The sequence below is a fragment of the Streptomyces sp. PL-25 genome (assembly GCF_058344915.1).
This window is the reverse complement of record NZ_CP136997.1, coordinates 5,118,296-5,141,747: the sequence shown is the minus strand read 5'-3', so window position 1 is coordinate 5,141,747 and position 23,452 is coordinate 5,118,296. Positions and strand designations below refer to the sequence as shown.

The 23,452-nt window shown below is 72.7% G+C and carries 23 protein-coding genes; 15 read left to right on the top strand and 8 right to left on the bottom strand.

Annotation, left to right across the window (positions count from 1 at the left end; translation table 11 throughout):
• Window positions 1-72: 72 nt before the first annotated feature.
• The gene (locus R4Z62_RS23325; RefSeq protein ID WP_491520789.1) at window positions 73-576 is read left to right on the top strand and encodes an ATP-binding protein; all 504 of its coding nucleotides are present in this window, start codon (window positions 73-75) and stop codon (window positions 574-576) included.
• 28 nt (window positions 577-604) lie between these two features.
• On the opposite strand, the gene R4Z62_RS23320 is transcribed toward R4Z62_RS23325, so the two are convergent.
• Both R4Z62_RS23320 and R4Z62_RS23315 read right to left on the bottom strand, forming a co-directional pair.
• Window positions 605-1,114: a MarR family winged helix-turn-helix transcriptional regulator gene (locus tag R4Z62_RS23320; RefSeq protein WP_018571495.1), complete on the bottom strand. Its 510-nt coding sequence runs from the start codon at window positions 1,112-1,114 to the stop codon at window positions 605-607.
• 33 nt (window positions 1,115-1,147) lie between these two features.
• Complete coding sequence (locus R4Z62_RS23315; protein WP_491520788.1) at window positions 1,148-2,404, bottom strand: MFS transporter; 1,257 nt, start codon at window positions 2,402-2,404, stop codon at window positions 1,148-1,150.
• Window positions 2,405-2,489: 85 nt separating this feature from the next.
• Between R4Z62_RS23315 and R4Z62_RS23310 the strand changes: the two genes are divergently transcribed.
• Entirely contained in the window at window positions 2,490-3,473 is a 984-nt protein-coding gene (locus tag R4Z62_RS23310) for an ArsR/SmtB family transcription factor (RefSeq protein ID WP_491520787.1), read from the top strand.
• 147 nt (window positions 3,474-3,620) lie between these two features.
• Here R4Z62_RS23310 and R4Z62_RS23305 read toward each other — a convergent pair whose 3' ends face one another.
• Window positions 3,621-3,917, bottom strand: coding sequence for an MTH1187 family thiamine-binding protein (locus R4Z62_RS23305; protein WP_064535311.1), 297 nt, complete (start codon window positions 3,915-3,917; stop codon window positions 3,621-3,623).
• Window positions 3,914-4,258, bottom strand: a complete 345-nt coding sequence (locus R4Z62_RS23300; protein ID WP_018571492.1) for a DUF3817 domain-containing protein — start codon at window positions 4,256-4,258, stop codon at window positions 3,914-3,916. Before R4Z62_RS23300 ends, R4Z62_RS23305 begins: the two co-directional genes overlap by 4 nt.
• 225 nt (window positions 4,259-4,483) lie before the next feature.
• Between R4Z62_RS23300 and R4Z62_RS23295 the strand changes: the two genes are divergently transcribed.
• The 4 genes from R4Z62_RS23295 to R4Z62_RS23280 all read left to right on the top strand — a co-directional run bounded on the left by R4Z62_RS23295 (window position 4,484) and on the right by R4Z62_RS23280 (window position 7,146).
• Window positions 4,484-5,116 (top strand): AIM24 family protein, encoded by a 633-nt coding sequence (locus R4Z62_RS23295; RefSeq protein ID WP_491521916.1) that lies wholly within the window; start codon window positions 4,484-4,486, stop codon window positions 5,114-5,116.
• A 1-nt stretch (window position 5,117) separates the two neighbouring features.
• Entirely contained in the window at window positions 5,118-5,768 is a 651-nt protein-coding gene (locus tag R4Z62_RS23290) for an AIM24 family protein (protein ID WP_491520786.1), read from the top strand.
• Complete coding sequence (locus R4Z62_RS23285; protein ID WP_037888547.1) at window positions 5,765-6,574, top strand: AIM24 family protein; 810 nt, start codon at window positions 5,765-5,767, stop codon at window positions 6,572-6,574. Before R4Z62_RS23290 ends, R4Z62_RS23285 begins: the two co-directional genes overlap by 4 nt.
• 95 nt (window positions 6,575-6,669) lie before the next feature.
• Window positions 6,670-7,146: a MarR family winged helix-turn-helix transcriptional regulator gene (locus R4Z62_RS23280; RefSeq protein WP_018571488.1), complete on the top strand. Its 477-nt coding sequence runs from the start codon at window positions 6,670-6,672 to the stop codon at window positions 7,144-7,146.
• Window positions 7,147-7,814: 668 nt separating this feature from the next.
• Here the strand turns inward: R4Z62_RS23280 and meaB are convergent.
• Both meaB and R4Z62_RS23270 read right to left on the bottom strand, forming a co-directional pair.
• Window positions 7,815-8,771 (bottom strand): methylmalonyl Co-A mutase-associated GTPase MeaB, encoded by a 957-nt coding sequence (gene meaB, locus R4Z62_RS23275; RefSeq protein WP_491520785.1) that lies wholly within the window; start codon window positions 8,769-8,771, stop codon window positions 7,815-7,817.
• 144 nt (window positions 8,772-8,915) lie between these two features.
• Window positions 8,916-10,124 (bottom strand): acetyl-CoA C-acetyltransferase, encoded by a 1,209-nt coding sequence (locus tag R4Z62_RS23270; protein ID WP_107440684.1) that lies wholly within the window; start codon window positions 10,122-10,124, stop codon window positions 8,916-8,918.
• A 150-nt stretch (window positions 10,125-10,274) separates the two neighbouring features.
• Here R4Z62_RS23270 and mce point away from each other — a divergent pair, with 150 nt between their 5' ends.
• The 7 genes from mce to R4Z62_RS23235 all read left to right on the top strand — a co-directional run bounded on the left by mce (window position 10,275) and on the right by R4Z62_RS23235 (window position 20,232).
• Window positions 10,275-10,715 carry a methylmalonyl-CoA epimerase gene (gene mce, locus R4Z62_RS23265; protein WP_018571485.1) on the top strand — a complete coding sequence of 147 codons (441 nt, stop codon included), beginning with the start codon at window positions 10,275-10,277 and terminating at the stop codon, window positions 10,713-10,715.
• A gap of 209 nt (window positions 10,716-10,924) precedes the next feature.
• Window positions 10,925-14,905, top strand: coding sequence for a polarized growth protein Scy (gene scy / locus R4Z62_RS23260; protein ID WP_491520784.1), 3,981 nt, complete (start codon window positions 10,925-10,927; stop codon window positions 14,903-14,905).
• A gap of 206 nt (window positions 14,906-15,111) precedes the next feature.
• Window positions 15,112-16,047 carry a coiled-coil domain-containing protein gene (locus tag R4Z62_RS23255; RefSeq protein WP_018571483.1) on the top strand — a complete coding sequence of 312 codons (936 nt, stop codon included), beginning with the start codon at window positions 15,112-15,114 and terminating at the stop codon, window positions 16,045-16,047.
• Between the two features lie 125 nt (window positions 16,048-16,172).
• Entirely contained in the window at window positions 16,173-17,177 is a 1,005-nt protein-coding gene (locus tag R4Z62_RS23250; protein ID WP_491520783.1) for an ABC transporter ATP-binding protein, read from the top strand.
• 3 nt (window positions 17,178-17,180) lie between these two features.
• Window positions 17,181-17,951, top strand: coding sequence for an ABC transporter permease (locus R4Z62_RS23245; RefSeq protein WP_064535305.1), 771 nt, complete (start codon window positions 17,181-17,183; stop codon window positions 17,949-17,951).
• 155 nt (window positions 17,952-18,106) lie between these two features.
• Window positions 18,107-19,351, top strand: coding sequence for an ABC transporter ATP-binding protein (locus R4Z62_RS23240; RefSeq protein WP_491520782.1), 1,245 nt, complete (start codon window positions 18,107-18,109; stop codon window positions 19,349-19,351).
• On the top strand, window positions 19,348-20,232 hold the full coding sequence (locus tag R4Z62_RS23235) for an ABC transporter permease (protein ID WP_064535303.1): 885 nt from the start codon (window positions 19,348-19,350) through the stop codon (window positions 20,230-20,232). The genes R4Z62_RS23240 and R4Z62_RS23235 overlap by 4 nt, the downstream gene beginning before the upstream one ends.
• 27 nt (window positions 20,233-20,259) lie before the next feature.
• On the opposite strand, the gene R4Z62_RS23230 is transcribed toward R4Z62_RS23235, so the two are convergent.
• A complete protein-coding gene (locus tag R4Z62_RS23230; protein ID WP_064535302.1) occupies window positions 20,260-20,592 on the bottom strand; it encodes an Rv1322 family protein in 333 nt (110 codons plus the stop codon).
• A 234-nt stretch (window positions 20,593-20,826) separates the two neighbouring features.
• Here R4Z62_RS23230 and R4Z62_RS23225 point away from each other — a divergent pair, with 234 nt between their 5' ends.
• The gene (locus tag R4Z62_RS23225; RefSeq protein WP_064535301.1) at window positions 20,827-21,855 is read left to right on the top strand and encodes an LLM class flavin-dependent oxidoreductase; all 1,029 of its coding nucleotides are present in this window, start codon (window positions 20,827-20,829) and stop codon (window positions 21,853-21,855) included.
• Between the two features lie 182 nt (window positions 21,856-22,037).
• On the opposite strand, the gene R4Z62_RS23220 is transcribed toward R4Z62_RS23225, so the two are convergent.
• Window positions 22,038-22,430, bottom strand: coding sequence for an SCO5389 family protein (locus R4Z62_RS23220; RefSeq protein WP_018571476.1), 393 nt, complete (start codon window positions 22,428-22,430; stop codon window positions 22,038-22,040).
• A 299-nt stretch (window positions 22,431-22,729) separates the two neighbouring features.
• On the opposite strand from R4Z62_RS23220, the gene nucS reads away from it, so the two are divergent.
• Complete coding sequence (gene nucS / locus R4Z62_RS23215) at window positions 22,730-23,401, top strand: endonuclease NucS (RefSeq protein WP_064535300.1); 672 nt, start codon at window positions 22,730-22,732, stop codon at window positions 23,399-23,401.
• Window positions 23,402-23,452: the final 51 nt, after the last annotated feature.

The window sequence follows — 23,452 nt, the reverse complement described above, 5'->3', positions numbered from 1 at the left end:
GACTGGCTGCCAGGACAGCAACGAGCCCCTGCGGGCCGTTCTGAACCTGGTGATCGCCCTCCGCTCTCAGGGGTGACCACCCCACCCACCCAACCGCCCAAGCGTGAGGCCACGATGACCAGTGTGACGACAGGACGATCAGCACCCGCCGCTCCCCAGTTGCATGCCCATGGGACCGGATATCCGGGTGATGACGTTTCCCTCGCCCTCCTGCCCGAGAGCGCGGCCATGACACGCCGGGCGACACGGACCACGATGAGGTGCTGGGGCCTGCCCGAGGACCTGACGGCTGATGCCGAACTGGTCGCTTGCGAACTGGTCACCAACGCGGTTCGCCATGCCCGCCTGCGCAATGCCCGCGAACCCGGTCATTGCCGCATGTCTTTGGAACGCCCTGCTCCGGACGCGGTTCTGATCGGGGTCTCCGACCGTTCCGTGATCCGTCCGGCGAAGTGCGCGCCGGACGAGAATGACACCGGTGGCCGCGGTCTGATGCTTGTCGAGTCCCTCGCTGCGGACTGGGGCGTGATCCGACGCCCGGTCGGCAAGACGGTCTGGGCCCTGTTGAAGACCTGAGACGGGCCTCGCGGGGTCGGCGGCCCTCTCAGCCCTCGTCGAAGTCGTGCGCCGCCACCCGCAGCGGCCGCAGCATCGCGAAGATCTCCGCGCACTCCTCGGCGTCGTACGCGCCCAGGCCGAAGTCCATCGCCATCAGGTCGCGGGTGGCGGCGTCGACGGCCTCGCGGCCCTTGTCTGTGATGACGGCGAGGGTGCCGCGGCCGTCGTTGGGGTTGGGGCGCTTGGCCACCAGGCCGGACCTGACCAGGCGGTCCACCGTGTTGGTCACGGAGGTGGGATGCACCATCAGCCGCTCGCCGATCTTGGACATCGGCAGCTCGCCGGCCTTGGAGAAGGTGAGCAGCACCAGGGCCTCGTAGCGCGCGAACGTCAGTCCGTACGGCTTGACCACGGCGTCGACCTCGGCCAGCAGGATCTGGTGGGCGCGCATGATGGACGTGATCGCCGCCATGGACGGCACGCTTCCCCAGCGCTGCTTCCAGAGCTCGTCGGCGCGGGCGATGGGGTCGAACGGGAGACTGAGGGGCTTCGGCACGGCATCAGACCCTACCCGCCGGTCATATCGTGGTCAGCCCCGTCTCGCCTTTCGGTCGCCCGGTGCTCGCCCGGCGGTCGTCCGGCGCTCCCCCGGTGTCCGCGCGGACGTCCGCCGGGCGGCGCCCGCCAGCAGGACGCAGCAGACGGTGCCCAGGACCCCGGCGCCCGCGACGGTGACCCGTGCGCCGGCGAACTCGGCCGCGACGCCCGCCAGGGCCATGCCCACGCCCTGGAGGGTCATCAGACCGGCGGTGAGCAGGGTCATCGCCCGGCCGCGCAGCTCCTCGGGCACGGCGGCGACGAACCACTGGTCCAGGCCCAGGGTGTAGGCCGATCCGGCGCCGGAGACCAGCAGCAGGAGCAGCGAGAGGGGCAGGCCCGGGTGGAGGGCGTAGCCGAGGTACGGCAGCAGGGCGAGGCTCACCAGCGGCAGGGCGACGCGTTCGCGGGCGGCGGGCGACAGCCGGGAGCCGGCGTACAGCTCGCCCGCCACGGTGCCCACGGGCAGCGCGCACATCAGCAGGCCGAGCCCGGTGGACCCGGTGCCGAGCGCGGCGGCGTACGGGGCGGCCAGGGCCTCGGGCACCACGGCGAACATCGGCGGCACCCAGAACAGCAGCAGCAGGACGCGCGTCCTGCGGTCGGCGAGCACCTGCCGGGCGCCGCGCAGCGAGTCGCCGACCAGGGCGCCGCCGCTGCCGCCGCGCGCGGGCCGGGGGCGGGTGCCGAGGCGGAGCAGGGCGGCGGAGGCCAGGAAGGTGGCCACGGTGATCAGCAGGGCGTGCCGGGGGCTGACCACGGTGAGCAGCAGCCCGCCGAGCCCGTAGCCGACGAGCAGCGCGCTCTGCGAGACGATCCGCAGCAGGGAGCGGCCGAGGACGAACAGGTCGCCGTCGCCGAGGATGTCGGCGAGCGTGGCCATGCGGGTGCCCTGGAAGACCGGTGAGACCAGGGCGAGGGCGCATCGGAGCGCGAGCAGGACGCCGATGTGCGCCCCGGGCGCGACCATGCCCGCCACGCACGCCGCGCACACCAGGTCGCAGACGACCAGCACCCGGCGGGCCGGGAAGCGGTCGGCGAGCCCGGCCAGGAGGGTGCCGCCGACGACGTACGGGAGGAAGCCGAGCGCGAAGGTGAGGGCGCTGAGCAGGGGCGAGGCGGTGAGGTCGTAGACGAGGACGGAGAGGGCGATCTCGCTGACGATCACGCCGAGCAGGGAGAGGGCGTGGGCGGCGAAGACGGCCCGGAACTCGGGGACGGCGAAGACCTGGGTGTAGCGCTGCTGCATGGACGGCAGCGTGCGGCCGCCCGGCCGTGCGCCCTAGTGTTTCGGCGACAGCCGAATCTTCCAGGGGAGGGCGGGGTGGTGCCGGGTGCCGTTCCGGCTGCGTTTCGGTGACGACGATCTGCTGCGGTGCCGCTTCGCGCTGTCGCCGCTGTGGGAGACGCAGGAGGCGGTGCGCACGCTGGGGCGCCCGGACCGGCTGGGTTACCACCCGCACTGGCTGCGGAGCATCGGGGAGGCGGCGCGGGGTCTTGACCTGGGCCTGCTGCGACTGGTGATGCCGCGCCGGGGGCACAGCCCGGATTTCCTGGGGCCGCCGCCGCTGGGCCCGGCCGCGACGTTCGAGGAGGAGATCGCGGCGGTGCGGGCGGCCGATCCGGTGGCGGCCCGGGAGGATCTGGCGCGCTCCCTGGCGGACACGCCGGGTGCGCCGCGCTCGCGGGGCGGGCAGGCGCTGCTGGCCGATCCGGCGCGCGCGGTGCGGGAGCTGGCCGATCTGCTGGAGGCCGCCTGGCATGTGCTGGTGGAGCCGGAGTGGCCGCGGCTGCGGGCGCTGCTGGAGGCCGACATCGCCTTCCACTCGCGGCGGCTGGCCGAGGTGGGCCTGGAGGCGCTGCTGCCGGAGCTGGACCGGCGGCTGTCCTGGGACGGGCGGACGCTGACCGTGGACTGGCACGGCGAGTACGGGCGCGAACTGGGCGGCCAGGGTCTGGTGCTGATGCCGAGCGTGTTCTCGTGGCCGGACGTGATCAGCGGCTTCGAGCCGCCGTGGCAGCCGACGCTGGTCTATCCGGCCCGCGGCCTCGCGGGGCTGTGGACGGAGCCGGGTGCCGCCGGCGCGCAGGCGCTGGTACGGCTGCTGGGGCGCGGACGGGCCGCGGTGCTGGCCGCGCTGGCCGACCCGGCGACGACATCGGACCTGGCGCACCGGCTGCGGCTGGCCCCCTCGTCGGTGTCCGCGCATCTGGCGGTGCTGCGGGACGCGGGGCTGCTGACCTCGCGGCGCTATGGGCACCGGGTGCTGTACGAGCGGACACCGCTGGGGATGGCGCTGGCGGCGTCCGGAGGGTGAGGGTCCGGGCCGCCCGGCGGTGGGCGTCCGGGGCCGCGGGGGTGCGCGTCCGGGGCCGCCCCAGGGTGCGTGTCCGGGGGCTGAGGCGTGCGCGGGCGCGCGGTCGGACCGCCGGGTGCGCGCCCGCGCAGGCGGAGCCGGTTCGGGCTACTCCCCCGCCAGGTGCCGTTCGACCGTCTCCACCTTGGCGGTGAGGCCGTCGGTGACGCCGGGGCGGATGTCGGCCTTGAGGACGAGGGAGACGCGCGGGGCGCGAGCCTCCACCGCGGCCACGGCGCGCCGGACCACGTCCATGACCTCGTCCCACTCGCCCTCGACGGAGGTGAACATGGCGTCGGTGCGGTTCGGCAGGCCGGACTCGCGCACGACCCGGACGGCGTCGGCGACGTACTCGCCCACGTCCTCGCCGACGCCCAGCGGGGTGACGGAGAAGGCGACGATCACGCGTTCACCACTCCCTCGCGGCGGGCGCGGGAGGCGATGACCGCGTCCTCGGCCTCGCGCTTGAGCTTGCGCTCGGCGAAGAAGCCGCCGGTGGGCAGGACCGAGAGCACGAAGTAGAGGGCGGCGGTCTTCAGCGGCCACTTGGTGCGGTTCCAGGCGTCGGCCCAGAAGAGCACGTAGAGGACGAAGAGGATGCCGTGGATCGCGCCCATCGCGGGGACCGCGTTGAAGTCGGTGGTCCGCTTCAGGACCGAGCAGACCAGCAGGAGCAGGAAGCTGACCGCCTCGGGGGCGGAGACCAGGCGGAGGCGTCGGAGGGCGGTGGCGGTCTTGATGTCCACGGGTCACCTTCGGGGGGATTCGGCGGGATGCGGCGGAAGACGGCCGGGAGCTGCGGCCGGGTTTGTGAACGCAGGCACAAAGTTCCGTCCATTGTGGCAAACCGCCGGGGGTGGTCGGCCCCTAGGGGTGGAGGTCGGGGATTTCTCCACCCGGAGCGGGGGGCGATCTCCGTCCGTGGGTGCTGTCGTCGGCGGGCCGTTCGCCGCTACCTTCACTCCGTGGCGATGTTCCGACTGCAAGGCAGCAAGGTGCTCGCCGTCGACATGACCGGGGATGCCGTGAAGGCGAAGAACGGCTCGATGGTCGCGTACGACGGTCAGATGGCCTTCAAGAAGCTGACGGGTGGCGGTGAGGGGCTGCGGGGGATGGTGACGCGGCGGATCACCGGTGAGCAGATGACGGTGATGGAGGTGCGGGGGCAGGGGACCTGCTGGTTCGCGGACCGGGCGTCCGAGATCAATCTCGTCCGCCTCCAGGGGGAGAAGCTGTATGTCGAGTCGAGCAATCTGCTGGCGACGGACGCGGGACTGAGGACGGGCACGACGTTCACCGGGCTGCGCGGCGCCTCGCAGGGCAACGGGCTGTTCACGACCACCGTCGAGGGCAGCGGCCAGGCGGCGATCATGTCGGACGGCCCCGCCGTGGTGCTCCGGGTGAGCGCGCAGTACCCGCTGACCGTCGACCCGGGCGCCTATATCGCGCACCAGGGAGATCTGCGGCAGACGTTCCAGTCCGGGGTGACCTTCCGCACATTCCTCGGGGAGGGCGGCGGCGAGGCGTTCCAGATCCGCTTCGAGGGGGACGGCCTGGTCTACGTCCAGCCGAGCGAGCGGAACACGATCGCGGGGGACGCGTGAGATGACCTTCCGGGAGATCAACTCGAAGATGGTCGAGGCCACGCTGGTGCCGGGGCAGCGGCTGTTCAGTCAGCGGGGCGCGATGCTGGCGTACCGGGGCGACGTGTCGTTCACCCCGAACATCCAGGGCGGTCAGGGCGGGGTGATGTCCATGATCGGGCGCCGCGTCGCGGGCGAGGCCACCCCCCTGATGACGGTGGAGGGCAGCGGCACGGTCTTCTTCGGGCACGGCGGCCACCACATCCAGGTGATCGGGCTGTCCGGCGACACGCTGTACGTGGAGGCCGACCGCCTGCTCGCCTTCGAGGGCACGCTCCAGCAGGGCACGATGTTCATGGGCTCGCAGGGCGGGATCATGGGCATGGTGCGCGGCCAGGTGACCGGCCAGGGACTGTTCACGACCACCCTCAAGGGGTACGGCGCGGTGGCGGTGATGGCGCACGGCGGGGTGCTGGAGATCCCGGTCACCCCGCAGCGGCCCGTCCATGTCGACCCGCAGGCCTACGTCGCCCACCACGGCGACGTCCGCAACAAGCTGTCGACCGCGCTGGGCTGGCGGGACATGGTGGGCCGGGGTTCGGGCGAGGCGTTCCAGCTGGAGCTGAGCGGCAGCGGCATGGTCTACGTCCAGGCGTCGGAGGAGAAGCTGTGAGCGCGTACGGAACGCCCGGCGCCGGGCCCGTGGTGTACGACCCGATGACGCTGCCGGCCGACGACAACGTCAACCACTACACCTTCTGTGTGGAGCTGAAGGGAAGCCAGTGGTTCCTCCAGAAGGGAAAGATGATCGCCTATTACGGGGCGATCGAGTTCAACGGCTTTGGACACGGGCGTCTGGACCGGCTGTTGCGCACCTCGTTCCATTCGCCTCTGCACGCCGCGGACTGGGTGGTGGCGGAGGGTTCGGGGAAGATGCTCCTCGCCGACCGGGCCTTCGATGTGAACTCGTACGACCTGGAGGACGGCAACCTGACCATTCGCTCGGGCAACTTGCTTGCTTTTGAGCCAAGTCTCGCGCTGAAGCAGTCGATCGTTCCGGGCTTCCTCACGCTGATCGGAACCGGAAAATTCGTGGCCGCGTCGAACGGCCCGGTGGTCTTCATGGAACCGCCGATCCGGGTGGACCCGCAGGCGCTGGTCGGCTGGGCCGACTGCCCCTCCCCGTGCCATCACTACGACCACGGCTATCTGACGGGCGTACTGGGCGGCCTACGTGCGATGACAGGGCTCGGCGGGGCCTCCGGCGAGGAGCACCAGTTCGAGTTCGTCGGGGCCGGTACGGTGCTGCTCCAGTCGTCGGAGGCCCTGATGGCGGAGCAGGCTGTGGGGGCGCCCCCGGCCGAGCCCGGGGTGCCCGGCGGGACCGGTCCGGCCGGTCATGGACAGCAGGGACAGCAGGCGGGCGCACCGCGCCTTCCCGGACAGCTGGGAGACCTCCAGCGTCGCTTCGGGCTGTGAGCGGTAGTCTGCGGAGTGTGACGGCTCGAACGCGTGCGCGCCGTCATGCGACCCCCCATTAGTTCGCCTTTCAACTTCTTAGGTAGACTTCATTCATGGAGACCGACACGGCCACGCGCTGGCTGACCAATGCGGAGCAGTGCGCCTGGCGCACCCACCTGGAGGTCAACAGGCTGTTGACGTACCAGCTCGAAAGAGACCTCCAGCCCTTCGGTCTGACGTTGAACGACTACGAGATCCTGGTGAATCTCTCCGAGTCGGAGGACGTGCGGATGCGGATGAGCGACCTCGCCTCCGCCACCCTCCAGTCCAAGAGCCGCCTCTCGCACCAGATCACCCGCATGGAGAACGCGAACCTGGTGCGCCGCGAGAACTGCGAGTCCGACCGGCGCGGGCTGTTCGCCGTCCTCACCGAGCACGGCATGGAGACCATGCAGAAGGTCGCCCCGCACCATGTGGCGTCCGTGCGGCGGCACTTCATCGATCTGCTGGACCCGGAGGCCCTGACGGAGCTGAGCAAGGCGCTCAAGCCCATCGCGGAGCACCTGCGCGGCCAGCGGGGCCGCCCGTAACCGGGGCGGGGCCCGCGCTCCGGCCCTGCCCGGCCCGCAGCCCTGACCCGGCCCGCGCTCCCGGCCCCGGGGCCCCGTACGCGAACCGGCACCCGGGGCCGGCGCCGCCCGACGGCTCGCGATCGGGCCCCGGCAGGCAGCTGCCGCGCCGCCCACCCGCCTGACGGTCACGGACCGGCGCGGGGCGCCGGAGACCGGGACGCTCCGGTCCGGTCCGCCGCACCGGAGCGGTCCGGGCGGGCCCGCCTCGCCGGATCCAGGGCACTGCCCCGTCCCGCCGGACCGGGGCCGACACAGCCAGGGGCGGCGCGCCGGTCCCGAGGCCGTGCAGGACGAGCACGCCGTGCCGGGCCCGCGGACCGTGCGGCGTGGCGCGGCCGCCGTACCGGGTTCGGTCCCGGCGCAGGCCGGCCCGGCGGCCCGGAAGAGGCCCGCGCCCGGCCCGGCGGGTGCGATCCACCGCACCGGAGCGGTCCGGGCGGGCCCGGTCTGCCAGGCAAGGAGCGCGCGAAGGCGGCTTCGCCCGCCAGGCGCGGACCCGTATGAGGACGGCCCCACTCTTCCTGGCGGGCGCGCACCCGGAGTGCGCGGAGGCGGGCCCCGTCCCGCGGCCGTAGGCCGTGGACCAGGCTCTCCCGCCGGGCCGGGCCCTACCCCTGGGCCGGGCCCTACCCCTGGGTCAGGCCCGCGACCAGTTCGTCCGCCGCGCGGTACGGGTCGAGGTCGCCGATGACGATGCGTTCGGCGAGGGCGCTGAGGCGGCGGTCGCCGTGCAGGTCGCCGATGCGTTCGCGCAGGGCCGTGACGGCGATCGTCTCGACCTCGCGGGCCGCGCGGGCACGACGCCGCTCGGCGAGGACGCCGCGCTCCTCCATCCACGCCCGGTGCTTCTCCAGGGCCTCGACGACCTCGTCGACGCCCTCGCCGCGGGCGGCCACCGTCTTGACGATGGGCGGCCGCCAGTCGCCGGGGCCGCGGGCCTCGCCCAGGCCCAGCATGTGGTTCAGCTCGCGGGCGGTGGCGTCCGCGCCGTCCCGGTCGGCCTTGTTGACGACGTAGACGTCGCCGATCTCCAGGATCCCGGCCTTGGCCGCCTGGATGCCGTCGCCCATCCCGGGCGCCAGCAGCACCACGCTGGTGTCCGCCTGGGAGGCGATCTCGACCTCCGACTGGCCGACGCCGACCGTCTCCACCAGGACCACGTCGCAGCCGGCCGCGTCCAGCACCCGGATCGCCTGCGGCGCGGCCCAGGCCAGGCCGCCCAGATGGCCGCGGGTCGCCATCGAGCGGATGTACACACCGGGGTCCGAGGCGTGCTCCGACATGCGGACCCGGTCGCCGAGCAGCGCGCCGCCGGAGAACGGGGAGGACGGGTCGACGGCGAGCACGCCGACCCGCCGGCCCTGCTTGCGGTAGGCCGTCACCAGCGCCGAGGTGGAGGTCGACTTGCCGACCCCGGGCGAGCCGGTCAGACCGACCACATAGGCGTTGCCGGTCAGCGGCGCGAGCGCCGCCATGACCTCCCTGAGCTGCGGTGACGCCCCCTCCACCAGGGAGATCAGCCGGGCCACGGCCCGCGGCCGGCCGTCCCTGGCCTGGGCCACCAGAGAGGAGACGTCCTGCATCACAGCTCCGTTCACGTGTTCCGCGCCGATCTCACGAACGTACGCGGAGGATCGGTCGGGGGGATACCCCGGACACCCCGCTCACCGGGGGTCCGGGTCCGGCCGCGCACCGGGCCGGGGCGGCCCTCAGGCGCCGGGCGGCCCTCAGGCCCCGGGCACCTTGACGATCAGCGCGTCGCCCTGGCCGCCGCCGCCGCACAGCGCCGCCGCGCCCACGCCGCCGCCGCGGCGCTTGAGCTCCAGCGCCAGGTGCAGCACGAGACGGGCGCCGGACATCCCGATCGGGTGACCGAGGGCGATGGCGCCGCCGTTCACGTTCACCCTTTCCGTGGACACGCCGAGGTCCTTCATTGACTGCACGGCCACCGCGGCGAACGCCTCGTTGATCTCGATCAGATCGAGGTCGGAGACCTCCAGGCCCTCCTTGCGCAGGGCGTGCAGGATCGCGTTGGACGGCTGGGACTGGAGGGAGTTGTCCGGACCGGCCACATTGCCGTGGGCGCCGATCTCGGCGATCCACTCCAGGCCCAGTTCCTCGGCCTTGGCCCTGCTCATCACGACCACGGCGGCGGCGCCGTCGGAGATCTGCGAGGAGGAACCGGCGGTGATCGTGCCGTCCTTGGCGAAGGCGGGGCGCAGCCGGGCCAGCGACTCGGCGGTGGTGTCGCCGCGGATGCCCTCGTCCTTGCTGAAGAGCACCGGGTCGCCCTTGCGCTGCGGGATCTCCACGGGGGTGATCTCGGCCTCGAAGACGCCGTTCTTCTGGGCGGCGGCGGCGCGCTGGTGGGACAGGGCGGCGATCTCGTCCTGCTCGGCGCGGCCGATGCCCAGGCGGGTGTTGTGCTTCTCGGTCGACTCGCCCATCGGGATGGTCTCCCAGGGGTCGGTCAGACCGTCGTGGGCCATCGCGTCGAGCATCTCCACCGCGCCGTACTTGAAGCCCTCGCGGGACTTGGGCAGCAGGTGGGGGGCGTTGGTCATGGACTCCTGGCCGCCGGCCACGACGATGTCGAACTCGCCCGCGCGGATGAGCTGGTCGGCCAGCGCGATGGCGTCCAGGCCCGAGAGGCACACCTTGTTGACGGTGAGCGCGGGCACGCTCATCGGGATGCCCGCCTTCACCGCGGCCTGCCGGGCGGGGATCTGGCCCGCGCCGGCCTGGAGCACCTGGCCCATGATCACGTACTGGACCTGGTCACCCCCGATGCCCGCGCGGTCCAGGGCCGCCTTGATCGCGAACGCGCCCAGATCCGCGCCGGAGAACGACTTGAGCGAGCCGAGCAGCCGGCCCATGGGCGTACGGGCGCCCGCGACGATCACCGAACCGGTCGTACCGGAGTTTCCAGAAGCCATGAGCTGCGATTCCCCTTACCGGCCTGCACAGCCGAGGAGTGAACGAGGGTTTACTTCGAATGTACTGAGCGGCGGTCGGCCGCGTCATCGGGCCGTCGGTGTGATCGCGCGCACGTTGCGTAACCATCCGATCGGCGCTGCACTGAGTCCATGCTGACGCGAATCGACCACATCGGGATCGCCTGCCACGACCTCGACGCGACCGTCGAGTTCTACCGGGCGACGTACGGCTTCGAGGTGTTCCACACCGAGGTCAACGACGAGCAGGGCGTGCGCGAGGCCATGCTCAAGATCAACGAGACGTCCGACGGCGGCGCCTCCTACCTCCAGCTCCTGGAACCGACCCGCGAGGACTCCGCCGTCGGGAAGTGGCTCGCGAAGAACGGCGAGGGCGTGCACCACATCGCCTTCGGCACCGCGGACGTCGACGCGGACGCCGCCGGTATCCGCGACAAGGGCGTGCGGGTCCTCTACGAGGAGCCGCGACGCGGCTCCATGGGGTCACGGATCACCTTCCTGCACCCCAAGGACTGCCATGGCGTCCTCACAGAACTCGTCACTTCGGCGCCCGTTGGGACGGCCGAGCACTGACCGACGTACATAAGGGCCGGTAGGGTTGGGGGCGATCGTCCGCTCAGCGGGCCGATCGCTTTCCGGGGTCCACGTTTCGGGGGACGGACGACGGGGCAGCAGCCCATGCTCCGCCGTTGATCTGACACCATTCCCCGGGGGCCCCGTCCGGCGGATGGACGGAGCTCGTTTGGACAGGCTTGCGACCAGGGGACGGATGGGACCGCGCAGTGCGGGGCTACGAACGCCAGGAGCGAGAGCCGGCGGCTGACGTCGACCACCTCTCTCGGTTCGAGGCCGAGATGGATCGGCTGAAGACCGAGCGGGAGAAGGCGATCCAGCACGCCGAGGACCTCGGCTACCAGGTCGAGGTGCTGCGCGCCAAGCTGCACGAGGCGCGCCGCACCATCATGACCCGGCCCGCCTACGACAGCGCCGACATCGGTTACCAGGCCGAGCAGTTGCTGCGGCAGGCGCAGGTGCAGGCCGAGCAGATCCGCGCCGACGCCGAGCGCGAGCTGAGCCAGGCGCGGGCGCAGACCCAGCGCATCCTCCAGGAGCACGCCGAGGAGGCCGCCAGGCTCCAGGCGGAGCTGCACCAGGAGGCGGTGAACCGGCGCCAGCAGCTCGACCAGGAGCTGGCCGAGCGCCGCCAGACCGTCGAGTCCCACGTCAACGAGAACGTGGCCTGGGCCGAGCAGTTGCGCGCCCGTACGGAGCAGCAGGCCCGCCGGCTGCTGGACGAGTCCCGCGCCGAGGCCGAGCAGGCGATGTCCGCCGCGCGCGCCGAGGCCGAGCGGCTGACCGCCGAGGCCCGGCAGCGGCTGCGCGCCGAGGCCGAGTCGGCGCGCGCGGAGGCCGAGCAGCTGCTGCGCCGGGCCCGCGCCGACGCCGAGCGGATGCTGGGCGCCGCCTCCAGCCAGGCGCAGGAGGCCACCGACCACGCCGAGCGGCTGCGCAGCAGCACGGCGAGCGAGTCGGAGGCCGCCCGCCGCCAGGCCACCGAGCTGAGCCGGGCCGCCGAGCAGCGGATGACGGAGGCCGAGGAGGCGCTGCGCAAGGCGCAGACCGAGGCCGAGAAGCTGGTCACCGAGGCCAAGGAGAGCGCGGCCAGGACGCTGGCCGGCGCCGAGTCGGCCAACGAGCAGCGCACGCGCACCGCCAAGGAGCAGGTCGCCCGGCTGGTCGAGGAGGCCACCAAGGAGGCCGAGTCCACCCGGTCCGAGGCCGAGCAGCTGGTGGCCGACGCCCGCGCCGAGGCGGAGAAGATCCTCGCCGAGGCCGCGGAGAAGGCCCGTACGGCCACCGCCGAGGAGACCGCCACCCAGCTGTCCAAGGCGGCGAAGACCGCCGAGGAGGTGCTGGACAAGGCGTCCGAGAACGCCAAGCGGACCACCAGGGCGGCCGCCGAGGAGGCCGAGCGGATCCGCGGCGAGGCGGAGGCCGAGGCGGACCGGCTGCGCGCCGAGGCGCACGACATCGCCGAGGAGCTCAAGGGCGCGGCGAAGGACGACACCAAGGAGTACCGCGCCAAGACCGTCGAGCTCCAGGAGGAGGCGCGGCGGCTGCGCGGCGAGGCCGAGCAGCTGCGTTCCGACGCGGTCGCCGAGGGCGAGAAGATCCGCGCCGAGGCCCGGCGCGAGGCCGTGGCGCAGATCGAGGAGGCGGCGAAGTCCGCCGAGGAGCTGCTCGCCAAGGCCAAGGCGGACGCCGACGAGCTGCGCGCCGGCGCGAGCGCGGACAGCGAGAAGGTCCGCACCGAGGCCATCGAGCGCGCCACGGTGCTGCGCCGGCAGGCCGAGGAGACGCTGGAGCGCGCCCGCGCGGAGGCCGAGCGGCTGCGCGCGGAGGCCGACGAGCACGCGGAGTCGGTGAAGGCGGACGCCGAGCGGGCCGCGACCGGGCTGCGCGAGGAGACCGAGCGGGCGCTCGCGGCCCGGCAGGCCGAGGCCACCGAGGAGCTGACCCGGCTGCACACCGAGGCCGAGGAGCGCCACGCCGCCGCCGAGCAGGCGCTCACCGACGCCCGCGCGGAGGGCGAGCGGCTGCGCCGGGAGGCCGCCGAGGAGGCCGAGCGGCTGCGCACCGAGGCGGCCGAGCGGATCCGGGCGCTGCGCGAGCAGGCCGAGACGGAGGCCGAGCGGCTGCGCGACGAGGCCGCGGCGGACGCGTCCGCGTCCCGCGCCGAGGGCGAGAACGTGGCCGTGCGGCTGCGTTCGGAGGCCGCGGCGGAGGCCGAGCGGCTGAAGGCGGAGGCCCAGGACACCGCGGACCGGGTCCGCGCCGAGGCACAGGCCGCCGCCGAGCGGCTGGGCGCGGAGGCGTCCGAGGCGCTGGCCGCCGCGCAGGAGGAGTCCGCCCGGCGCCGCCGCGAGGCCGAGGAACTGCTCGGTTCGGCCCGCCAGGAGGCCGACCAGGAGCGGGAGCGGGCGCGCGAGCAGACCGAGGAACTGCTGGCGTCGGCGCGCCGCCGGGTGGAGGAGGCGCAGGCCGAGGCCACCCGTCTGGTGGAGGAGGCCGACCGGCGGGCCACCGAGATGATGTCGGCCGCCGAGACGCACGCGCAGCAGGTACGGGACTCCGTGGCCGGGCTGCACGAGCAGGCGCAGGAGGAGATCACCGGGCTGCGTTCGGCCGCCGAGCACGCGGCGGACCGTACGCGCCGGGAGGCCGAGGAGGAGGCGGACCGGGTCCGCGCCGACGCCTACGCCGAGCGGGAGCGGGCCAGCGAGGACGCGGCCCGGCTGCGGCGCGAGGCGGGCGAGGAGACGGAGGCCGCCAAGGCGCTCGCCGAGCGCACGGTGTCCGAGGCCATCGCGGAGGCCGAGCGGGTCCGCGCGGATGTCTCCGAGCACGCGCAGCGGGTGCGTACCGAGGCGTCGGACACGATCGCGCAGGCCGAGCAGGACGCCACGCGCACGCGTGCGGACGCCCGGGACGACGCGAACCGGATCCGTTCGGACGCGGCGACGCAGGCGGACACGCTGATCTCCGAGGCGCGCGCGGAGGCCGAGCGGCTCCAGACGGAGACGATCGCCGAGGCCGAGCGGCTGCGTACGGAGACGATCGCCGAGACGGACCAGTTGCGGGCCGGCACGGTCGCCGAGGCCGACCGGCTGCGCACGGAGACGGCGGCCGAGGCCGAGCGGGTGCGCACCGAGGCGCTGGCCGAGGCCGACCGGGTGCGGGCCGAGTCCGTCGCCAAGGCGGAGAAGCTGATCTCGGACGCCACCGGGGACGCGGAGCGGCTGCGGGCCGAGGCCGCCGAGACGGTGGGCTCCGCGCAGTCGCGGGCCGAGCGGATCCGTACCGATTCCGAGCGGGTGAAGGCGGAGGCGGCGGCGGAGGCCGAGCGGCTGGTGACGGCCGCCCGCGAGGAGGCCGAGCGGACCCTGGACGAGGCCCGCAAGGACGCCAACAAGCGGCGTTCGGAGGCGGCCGAGCAGGTCGACAAGCTCATCAACGAGACCACGGCGGAGGCCGACAAGCTGCTCACCGAGGCACAGGCGAGCGCGGTCAAGTCCAAGGCGGACGCGGAGGCGCAGGCCGACACGATGGTGGGCGCGGCCCGCCAGGAGGCCGAGCGGATCCTGTCCGAGGCGACGGTCCAGGGCAACAGCGCGGTGGAGAAGGCCCGTACGGACGCGGACGAGCTGCTGGTCGGGGCCCGCCGGGACGCCACCCAGATCCGGGAGCGCGCCGAGGAGCTGCGGACGCGCCTCACCTCGGAGATCGAGGAGCTGCACGAGCGGGCCCGCCGGGAGGCGGCCGACACGATGAAGTCGGCCGGGGACCGCTGCGACGCGCTGATCAAGGCGGCCGAGGAGCAGTTGGCGAAGGCGCAGGCGAAGGCCAAGGAGATCGTCTCGGACGCCAACTCCGAGGCGGGCAAGGTGCGTATCGCCGCGGTCAAGAAGGCCGAGGGGCTGCTCAAGGAGGCCGAGCAGAAGAAGGCCAAGCTCTCCAAGGAGGCCGAGGAGCTGAAGGCCGAGGCGGTCCGGGAGGCGCGGCGCACGGTCGAGGAGGGCAAGCGCGAGCTGGAGACCCTGGTGCGCAGGCGCGAGGACATCAACGCCGAGATCTCCCGGGTGCAGGACGTGCTGGAGGCGCTGGAGTCCTTCGAGGCGCCGGGGTCCGGGAAGGACGCCGGGGTCCGGGCGGGCGCGACGGTCGGAGCACCCCGTTCCGGGGAGAAGTCGTCAGAGGGGTAGTCAGAAGGTTAGCCTTTAGGGTGAATTCGGGGCCTCACGGGGGAGCTTCCGAAGGCTGCGCCGTGGTAATTGGCAAGCGCTGCGGCGGTCAGCCACTCAAAAGAGGTGTCATTCTCCAGATCAAACACGTATCCGCTCGATGACACACCGCTTCGGCCCCTAGGATTCGACCTATCACCTCACCGGTCTCATTCGACAGGAACCCCATGAGCGACACTTCCCCCTACGGCTTCGAGCATGTGCGGCGTGGGTACGACCGCGCTCAGGTGGACGATTACATCGCCAAGCTGGTCTCCGACCACGACAGGGCTCTCTCCCGTGTCACCACACTGGAGAAGCGCATCGAGGAGCTCCACCTAGAGACGCAGAACGCCCAGGCCCAGATCACCGACGCCGAGCCGTCGTACGCCGGTCTGGGCGCGCGCGTCGAGAAGATCCTCCGCCTCGCCGAGGAGGAGGCCAAGGATCTGCGCGAGGAGGCACGGCGCGCGGCCGAGCAGCACCGCGAGCTGGCCGAGTCGGCGGCCCAGCAGGTCCGCAACGACGCCGAGTCCTTCGCCTCCGAGCGCAAGGCCAAGGCCGAGGACGAGGGCGTCCGGATCGTCGAGAAGGCCAAGAGCGACGCCTCGCAGCTGCGCAGCGAGGCGCAGAAGGACGCGCAGTCCAAGCGCGAGGAGGCGGACGCCCTCTTCGAGGAGACCCGCGCCAAGGCCGCGCAGGCCGCCGCCGACTTCGAGACGAACCTCGCCAAGCGCCGCGAGCAGTCCGAGCGCGACCTGGCGTCGCGTCAGCAGAAGGCGGAGAAGCGCCTCGCGGAGATCGAGCACCGCGCGGAGCAGCTGCGTCTGGAGGCGGAGAAGCTGCGCACCGACGCCGAGCGCCGGGCCCGGCAGACCGTGGAGACGGCGCAGCGCCAGGCCGAGGACATCGTGGCCGACGCCAACGCCAAGGCGGACCGGATCCGTTCGGAGTCCGAGCGCGAGCTCGCGGCGCTGACCAACCGCCGCGACTCGATCAACGCCCAGCTGACGAACGTCCGCGAGATGCTGGCGACGCTGACCGGTGCCGCGGTGGCCGCGGCGGGCACCCCCGCCGAGGACGAGCCGGTCTCCCGCGGGGTCCCCGCCCAGCAGACCCGGTAGGCACAGAGGCAGACCCGGTGGACCGGGGCGGCGGCTCGGCCGCCCTCCGTCGCGGGGCCGGTCGCCGTCGAGCCCCCCGTCGCCTTCCGGTGGCGGGGGGCTCGGCGCGCCCTTAGCGTGGCCGCATGATCGAACTGGCGGGGCTGACCAAGCGCTACGGCGAGAAGGTGGCGGTCGACGACCTCACGTTCACGGTGCGGCCGGGCACCGTCACCGGTTTCCTGGGGCCCAACGGGGCCGGGAAGTCGACGACCATGCGGATGATCCTGGGTCTCGATCACCCCACCGGCGGAGACGTGCGCATCGACGGCCGGCACTACCACGAGCTGAAGGACCCGCTGACGTACATCGGCGCCCTGCTGGACGCCAAGGCCGTGCACGGCGGGCGCAGCGCCTACCACCATCTGCTGTGCCTGGCGCAGAGCAACGGCATCCCCGAGCGCCGGGTGCACGAGGTGCTGGAGACGGTGGGTCTGGCGGCGGTGGCCAGGAAGAAGGCGAAGGGGTTCTCGCTCGGCATGAGCCAGCGCCTGGGCATCGCGGGCGCGCTGCTGGGCGATCCGCGGATCCTGATGTTCGACGAGCCGGTCAACGGGCTGGACCCGGAGGGCATCCACTGGATCCGCTCTCTGATGCGGTCGCTGGCCACCGAGGGCCGTACGGTCTTCGTCTCCTCGCACCTGATGAGCGAGATGGCGCTGACCGCCGACCACCTCGTGGTCATCGGGCAGGGGCGGCTGCTGGCGGACACCTCCATGGCGGACTTCATCGCGCGCAACTCGCGCTCCCACGTCCGGGTCCGCACCCCCGACCGGGAACGGCTGCTGGACGCGCTGCACCGGGCCGGGATCCAGGCCGTGCAGGGCGGTGACGGGGCGCTGGAGGTGGACGGCGGCCGGTCGGAGGAGATCGGTGAGCTGGCCGCCCGCCACCAGGTGGTGCTGCACGAGCTGAGCAGCCGGCAGTCCTCGCTGGAGGAGGCGTTCATGCGGCTGACCGCCTCGTCGGTGGAGTACCACGCGCACGCGGAGCCGGCCGAGCGGCCGTGGGGCGCGGACTGGAGCACGCGGACCGGGCCGCCGCCCGAGGGGACCGTACGGGACGCGGCGCCGACGACGGTGGAGGGCTGAGACATGGCGGCGACCCAGGTGATCCGCTCGGAGTGGACGAAGATCCGGTCGGTGGCGTCGACGGTGTGGACGCTGTCCCTCGCCGTGGTCGTCACCCTCGCGCTCGGCATGCTGATCTCGGCACTCTCGCGCAACGAGTTCGGGAACATGCCCGCGCGGGAGCGGCTCTCCTTCGACCCGACCTTCGTCAGCTTCGCGGGCATGACCATCGGACAGCTCGCGATGATCGTGTTCGGGGTGCTGGTGGTGTCCAACGAGTACAGCACCGGCATGATCCGCACCTCACTGGCCGCGGTGCCGCGGCGCGGGGCGTTCCTGGCGAGCAAGGTGGCCGTCGCCGCGGCCCTGGCGCTGCTGGTCGGCATGGCCACCAGCTTCGCCGCGTTCTTCCTCGGGCAGGCGATGCTCGGCCCGCTGCGGACCTCGATCACCGCGCCCGGTGTGCTGGGCGCGGTCATCGGCGGCGGCCTCTACATGACGCTGATCGCGGTGTTCTCGATGGCGGTCGCGGTGATGCTGCGCTCCCCGCTGCTGTCGCTGGGCATCCTGATGCCGTTCTTCTTCCTGATCTCCAACATCCTGGGCAATGTCTCGGCGACGAAGAAGGTCGGCCAGTACCTGCCGGACCAGGCGGGCAGCCGCATCCTGCGGGTCCTCCCCCGGGTCGGCGACGACACCCCCTACGGTCCCTGGGGCGGTCTCGGCATCATGGCGCTGTGGGTGATCGCGGCGCTCGCGGCCGGCTACGCGCTGCTGCGCAGGCGGGACGCCTGAGGACGGAACACCGCAGATCCTGACGTACCGGGCCGCCCTGGCTTTACCTTCTTTTGGCCGGAACCGTCAGCGCCCGGATAAGCTCCTAAGCCTTACGGGGACGTGTGCCCCGCTGTCCTGAACCTGGGGCAGCAACCTTCCGATGGGACCGGAGCATGATCGAGGCAGTCGGCCTGACCAAGCGCTACGGCGCCAAGACCGCCGTATCCAACCTCTCCTTCCAGGTACGGCCCGGTGCCGTCACCGGCTTCCTCGGGCCGAACGGCTCGGGCAAGTCGACGACCATGCGGATGATCCTCGGCCTGGACAACCCGACCGCGGGCTCGGTGACGATCGGCGGCTATCCCTACCGGCGGCTGCCCAACGCTCCGCGCCAGGTGGGCGCCCTGCTGGACGCCAAGGCGGTGCACGGCGGCCGGACCGCCCGCAACCACCTGCTGTCGCTGGCGCAGCTGTCGGGCATCCCGGCCCGCCGGGTGGACGAGGTGCTGGGCGTGGTCGGTCTCCAGGAGGTGGCCCGCCGACGCTCCAAGGGCTTCTCGCTCGGCATGGGGCAGCGGCTCGGCATCGCGGCGGCGCTGCTGGGCGATCCACAGGTGCTGCTCTTCGACGAGCCGGTCAACGGCCTCGACCCGGAGGGCATCCTCTGGGTGCGCAATCTGATGAAGTCGCTGGCCGCCGAGGGCCGGACGGTGTTCGTCTCCTCGCATCTGATGAGCGAGATGGCGCTGACCGCGGACCATCTGATCGTCATCGGGCGTGGGCAGCTCCTCGCCGACATGAGTGTGACGGACTTCATCTCCGCGAACTCCGCCGACTTCGCCCGGGTCCGTGTCCCCGACGCCGAGCCGCGGCAGCGGGAGAAGCTGTCGTCCGCGCTGACCGGCGCGGGCGGGCAGGTGCTGCCCGAGCAGGACGGCGCGCTGCGGGTGACGGGGCTGGCGCTGTCCCGCATCAGCGACCTCGCGCACGAGGCCGGCGTCCGGCTTTGGGAGCTGTCCCCGCACCAGGCCTCCCTGGAGGAGGCGTACATGCGGATGACGCAGTCGGTGGTCGACTACCGCTCGACGACCGACGCCAAGTCCGGTCTGATGCAGCCCCTGCCGCCCGGCGCGCAGCCGCCGGTGCCGGTGCCGGGCCAGGGCCAGCCCGGCTGGTACGCCCCGCCGCCGCCCCAGGCGCAGCCCGCCGCGGGCCCCTACGGCGGCCCGCCCCGGCCGTACGCGGGCGCGGGGGCGCCGAACCCGTACGCGGGTGCGGCCCAGGCCCCGGCCCCGCCCGCCACGGCACCGGCCGCCGCACCGGCACCGGCACCCGCACCGGCTCCCGCACCCGCACCCGCACCCGCACCCGCACCCGCACCCGCAGCAGACGTCACCCAGTCCGAGGACGCCCGATGAGCACGCCGCAGACTCCGATGCCGCCGACTCCGCAGCCCGCCTGGCAGGCGGGGGCACCCTCCGCACCGTCCGTCCAGCCCGGTTACACCTCGCCGATCCCGGTCGTGCGGACGCATCTGGGGCACGCGCTCGCCTCGGAGTGGACGAAGATCAAGTCGGTGCGCTCCACGATGTGGACGCTGGGTGTGTTCATCGTGCTGGTGGTCGGCGTCGGGCTGCTGGTCGGCGCGGTCGTCGCGCACTCCTCCGCGGACATGTCCGGCGACGACAACGTACTGACGCTGGGCTTCATCGGGGTGCTCCTGGGCAGCATCTGCATCATCACGCTCGGCGTGCTGACCACCGCCTCCGAGTACGGCACCGGCATGATCCGCACCACCATGACCGCCTGCCCCAGCCGGGGCCGGGTGCTGGTGGCGAAGGCCCTGGTGTTCTTCCTGCTCTCCTTCGTCATCACGCTGGTGTGCACCGCGCTGGTCGCGGTCGCCCAGACGGCGATGCTGGACGGCAGCGGCGCGCGCCGGCCGACCGGCGGGGAGTGGTTCAAGGCCACGGTCGGCGTCAGCTTCTACCTGGCGCTGCTGGGGCTGGTCTCGCTGCTCATCGGCTCGGTGCTGCGGCACTCGGCGGGCGGCATCACCATCATGATCGGGGTGGTGCTGGCGCCGCTGGTCATCGCGCTGTTCATGTTCACGCGCTCGCTGGAGTCGGTGCGCAACGCGCTGTTCGAGTACTCCATCCCGAACCAGCTCGGCGTCTTCTACTCCAGCTCGCTGAGCGATTCCGGCCCGGCGGGCTGGGATCCGCTGTGGATCATCCTCGGGGTGACCGCCGTGGTCGGCGCCGGCGCCTGGGCGCTGCTGCGGGAGCGGGACGTGTAGCAAGCCCGTACGGGATCCCTCTGGGCCTCAGAACCTCGGCGCGTCCCGGGACCGCCGCACCCGCGTGGTGCGGCGGTCCTTCGCGTTCCAGCAGGCCTTGTGCCAGTGGCGGCGGTCGTCCACGCCCGCGTACTCGGGCCAGGCGACCACGTGCGGGACGCCGGGGCCGATCAGCTGGTCGCACCCCGGGCAGCGGTAGGTCTTGCCGGCCGTGCCGGCGCCCGCGACATGGCGTACGCACCACTCCTCGCCCTGCCAGCTCTCGGTGGACTGCCAGCCCCCGTAGCGGCTCGCCGCGTCGTCCTCGGCGCTCCGGCCCGGGGAGCCAGGACCTTTGGGACGGTTGCGACGCGGGGACACGGGACACCTCACCGGGTTCTGCGAAGGGAACGGGATGACTCCAGCGTACGCGGCGCCGCCGAGCGGACACGCAAAGAACCGGATTGCCCGCCGAACCGCCCAAGTCGCTCTCCGGAACGGTCAATTCCGCAGACAATCCGGAAATCCCTCCGCCAAGCCGTGTCCTGGGCACGTGTCGGACGGTTATGCCGCGTGGGGGAGCTCCGCGTCGGAGCCGAGGAAGCAGGAAGAGCGATGCGCGTAGGAAGTTTCGTGTTGGCGGCCCAGTTCCCCGGGCAGGGCCAGGGGGAGGCGCTGCACCGCGCGGTCCGCACCGCCGAGGTCGCCGAGGAGGCCGGCCTGGACGCGGTCTGGCTCGCCGAGCACCACTTCGTACCGTACGGGACGTGCCCGTCGGCCATCACCCTGGCCGCGCTGCTGCTCGGCCGCACCCGTCGGCTGCGCGTCGGGACCGCGGTGAGCGTGCTGCCCACCGTCCATCCGGTCGCGCTCGGCGAGCAGGCCGCGCTGCTGCATCTGACGAGCGGCGGGCGGTTCTCGCTGGGCGTGGGCCGCGGCGGGCCCTGGGTGGACCTGGAGGTCTTCGGGGCGGGCCTCGCGGCGTACGAGTCGGGGTTCCCGGAGTCGCTGGACCTGCTGCTGCGCTGGCTGCGCGAGCCGTCGGTGGCGGCCGACGGGGAGCGGTTCGCCTTCCGGGAGGTGGCCGTGGTGCCCCGGCCGGACGAGGCGCTGACCGAGACCCCGGGGCCCGAGGTCGTCGTCGCCTGCACCTCCCCGGCGAGCGTGCGGCTGGCCGCCGAGCGCGGGCTGCCGATGCTGCTCGGGATGCACGCGGGCGACGAGGAGAAGGCGGAGATGGTCGCGCTGTGGCGGCGCTGCGCGCGGGCCGCCGGGCGTCCGGAGGAGCGGATCGCGGACGCGGGCCATGTCTCGGCGGGCGTCTGCCACATCGCGGACCGCGACGCCGACGCCGCGGAGACCCTGCTGAAGGCCATGCCGGGATGGCTGAAACAGGGACTGGACGCGCATGTGACCGTGGACGGCCGCAGCCGCCGGATGCGTGATCCGCTGGCCTACACGGAGATGCTCTGCGCCCTGCACCCGGTGGGCAGCCCGCAGCGGTGCGCCGACCGTCTGGCGGCGACCGCCGAGCGCACCGGCATCTCCCGCTTCGCCCTGCTCGTCGAGGGCTCCGGCGAGCTGGCCGCGACCGAGGAGACCGTACGCCGGCTGGGCGCCGAGGTGCTCCCCCGGCTGCGCTGAACCGGACGTGCCGGACCGGCCGGGCCGGATCAGCGGCGGACCGGACGTGCCGGACCGGCCGCACGGGGTCGGCGGCGGACCGGCCGGGCCGGACCGGCGGCGGGCCGCCGCCGGAGGGCCTGCCGCCCCGGCCTCCATGATTCTCCCGCGGGCGGGGCGGCAAGCCGACGACCACTGCCCCCTCAGCAGTCCCTGAACTCCGGCGACTGGTTGAGCACCTGGCTGCGCACCGAAGTGAACCGGGCCAGCCGCTCATCGACCGAGCCGTCCAGCGGGAACACCGCCACGCGGTGGCAGTTCTGGAAGGCCAGCCGCACACCGAAGTGCCGCTGCAGCGCGCCGCGTATCGCGTCGCTCGCGAGTGCACGCAGCAGCTGGCCGCGTGCCTGCTCGTCCGGCGGAGGCGTCTGGTTGTCGGCGAAGTCTCCGCCGTCGACCTTCAGCTGGGCCACCAGGGAGCTGATCATCTCCCACGCATAGGGCAGGGAGGTCCGGACGCAGTCGACGAAGGCAGCTTCGTCGACCTCGCCTCGCTCGGCCTGTTCGAGTAGGGCCGGTGAGACGTCGAGCGACATGGGTTCTCCTCTCGCACCCCCGACCAGCAGGGGTTGCCGGACAGATGAGGGAGTTCGTGATACCGAACACGGTGAGTACACACATCGCGACCTCCCGTTCCTACGGTAGGCAACGAAACGAGGGCTTACCAGGCGAATGCGCGTACCCGCCGGTCGAGTTGGGAACACAATCGGCCACAAGTGAACACGGGTGATCCAGGGAAAAATGGGGCGGTTCCGCGCGGGGCGGCCACCGGGCGCGAGCGGAGCAGGACGGGCGAATCGCGTACGGCGCCGTGTGTCGAGTAGCGTTGCCGACCATGCGTCTCGTCATCGCCCGGTGCTCCGTCGACTACGCGGGCCGGCTCACCGCCCACCTTCCCTCGGCACCCCGTCTGATCCTGGTCAAGGCCGACGGCAGCGTCTCGATCCACGCGGACGACCGCGCCTACAAGCCCCTGAACTGGATGTCGCCGCCGTGCGCCCTCAAGGAGGGCGCGGGCGAGGAGGAAGGGGTCTGGACCGTCGTCAACAAGGCGGGCGAGAAGCTCATCATCACGATGGAGGAGATCCTCCACGACTCCTCGCACGAACTCGGCGTCGATCCCGGGCTGATCAAGGACGGCGTGGAAGCACACCTCCAGGAGCTCCTCGCGGACCGCATCGACACCCTCGGCGAGGGCTACACGCTGATCCGGCGTGAATACATGACGGCGATCGGCCCGGTGGACATCCTGTGCCGGGACGGCGAGGGGCAGACCGTCGCGATCGAGATCAAGCGGCGCGGCGAGATCGACGGGGTCGAGCAACTCACGCGCTATCTGGAGCTGTTGAACCGCGACCCGCACCTGGCTCCGGTGCGCGGCATCTTCGCCGCCCAGGAGATCAAGCCCCAGGCCCGCGTCCTCGCCACCGACCGCGGCATCGGCTGCCAGATCCTGGACTACGACGCCCTGCGCGGTATCGAGGACGACAAGCTGCGGCTGTTCTGACCCCCGCGGGCCCGGGGCACGCGCCCCGGGCCGTCGCCCCGGCTCGGACGG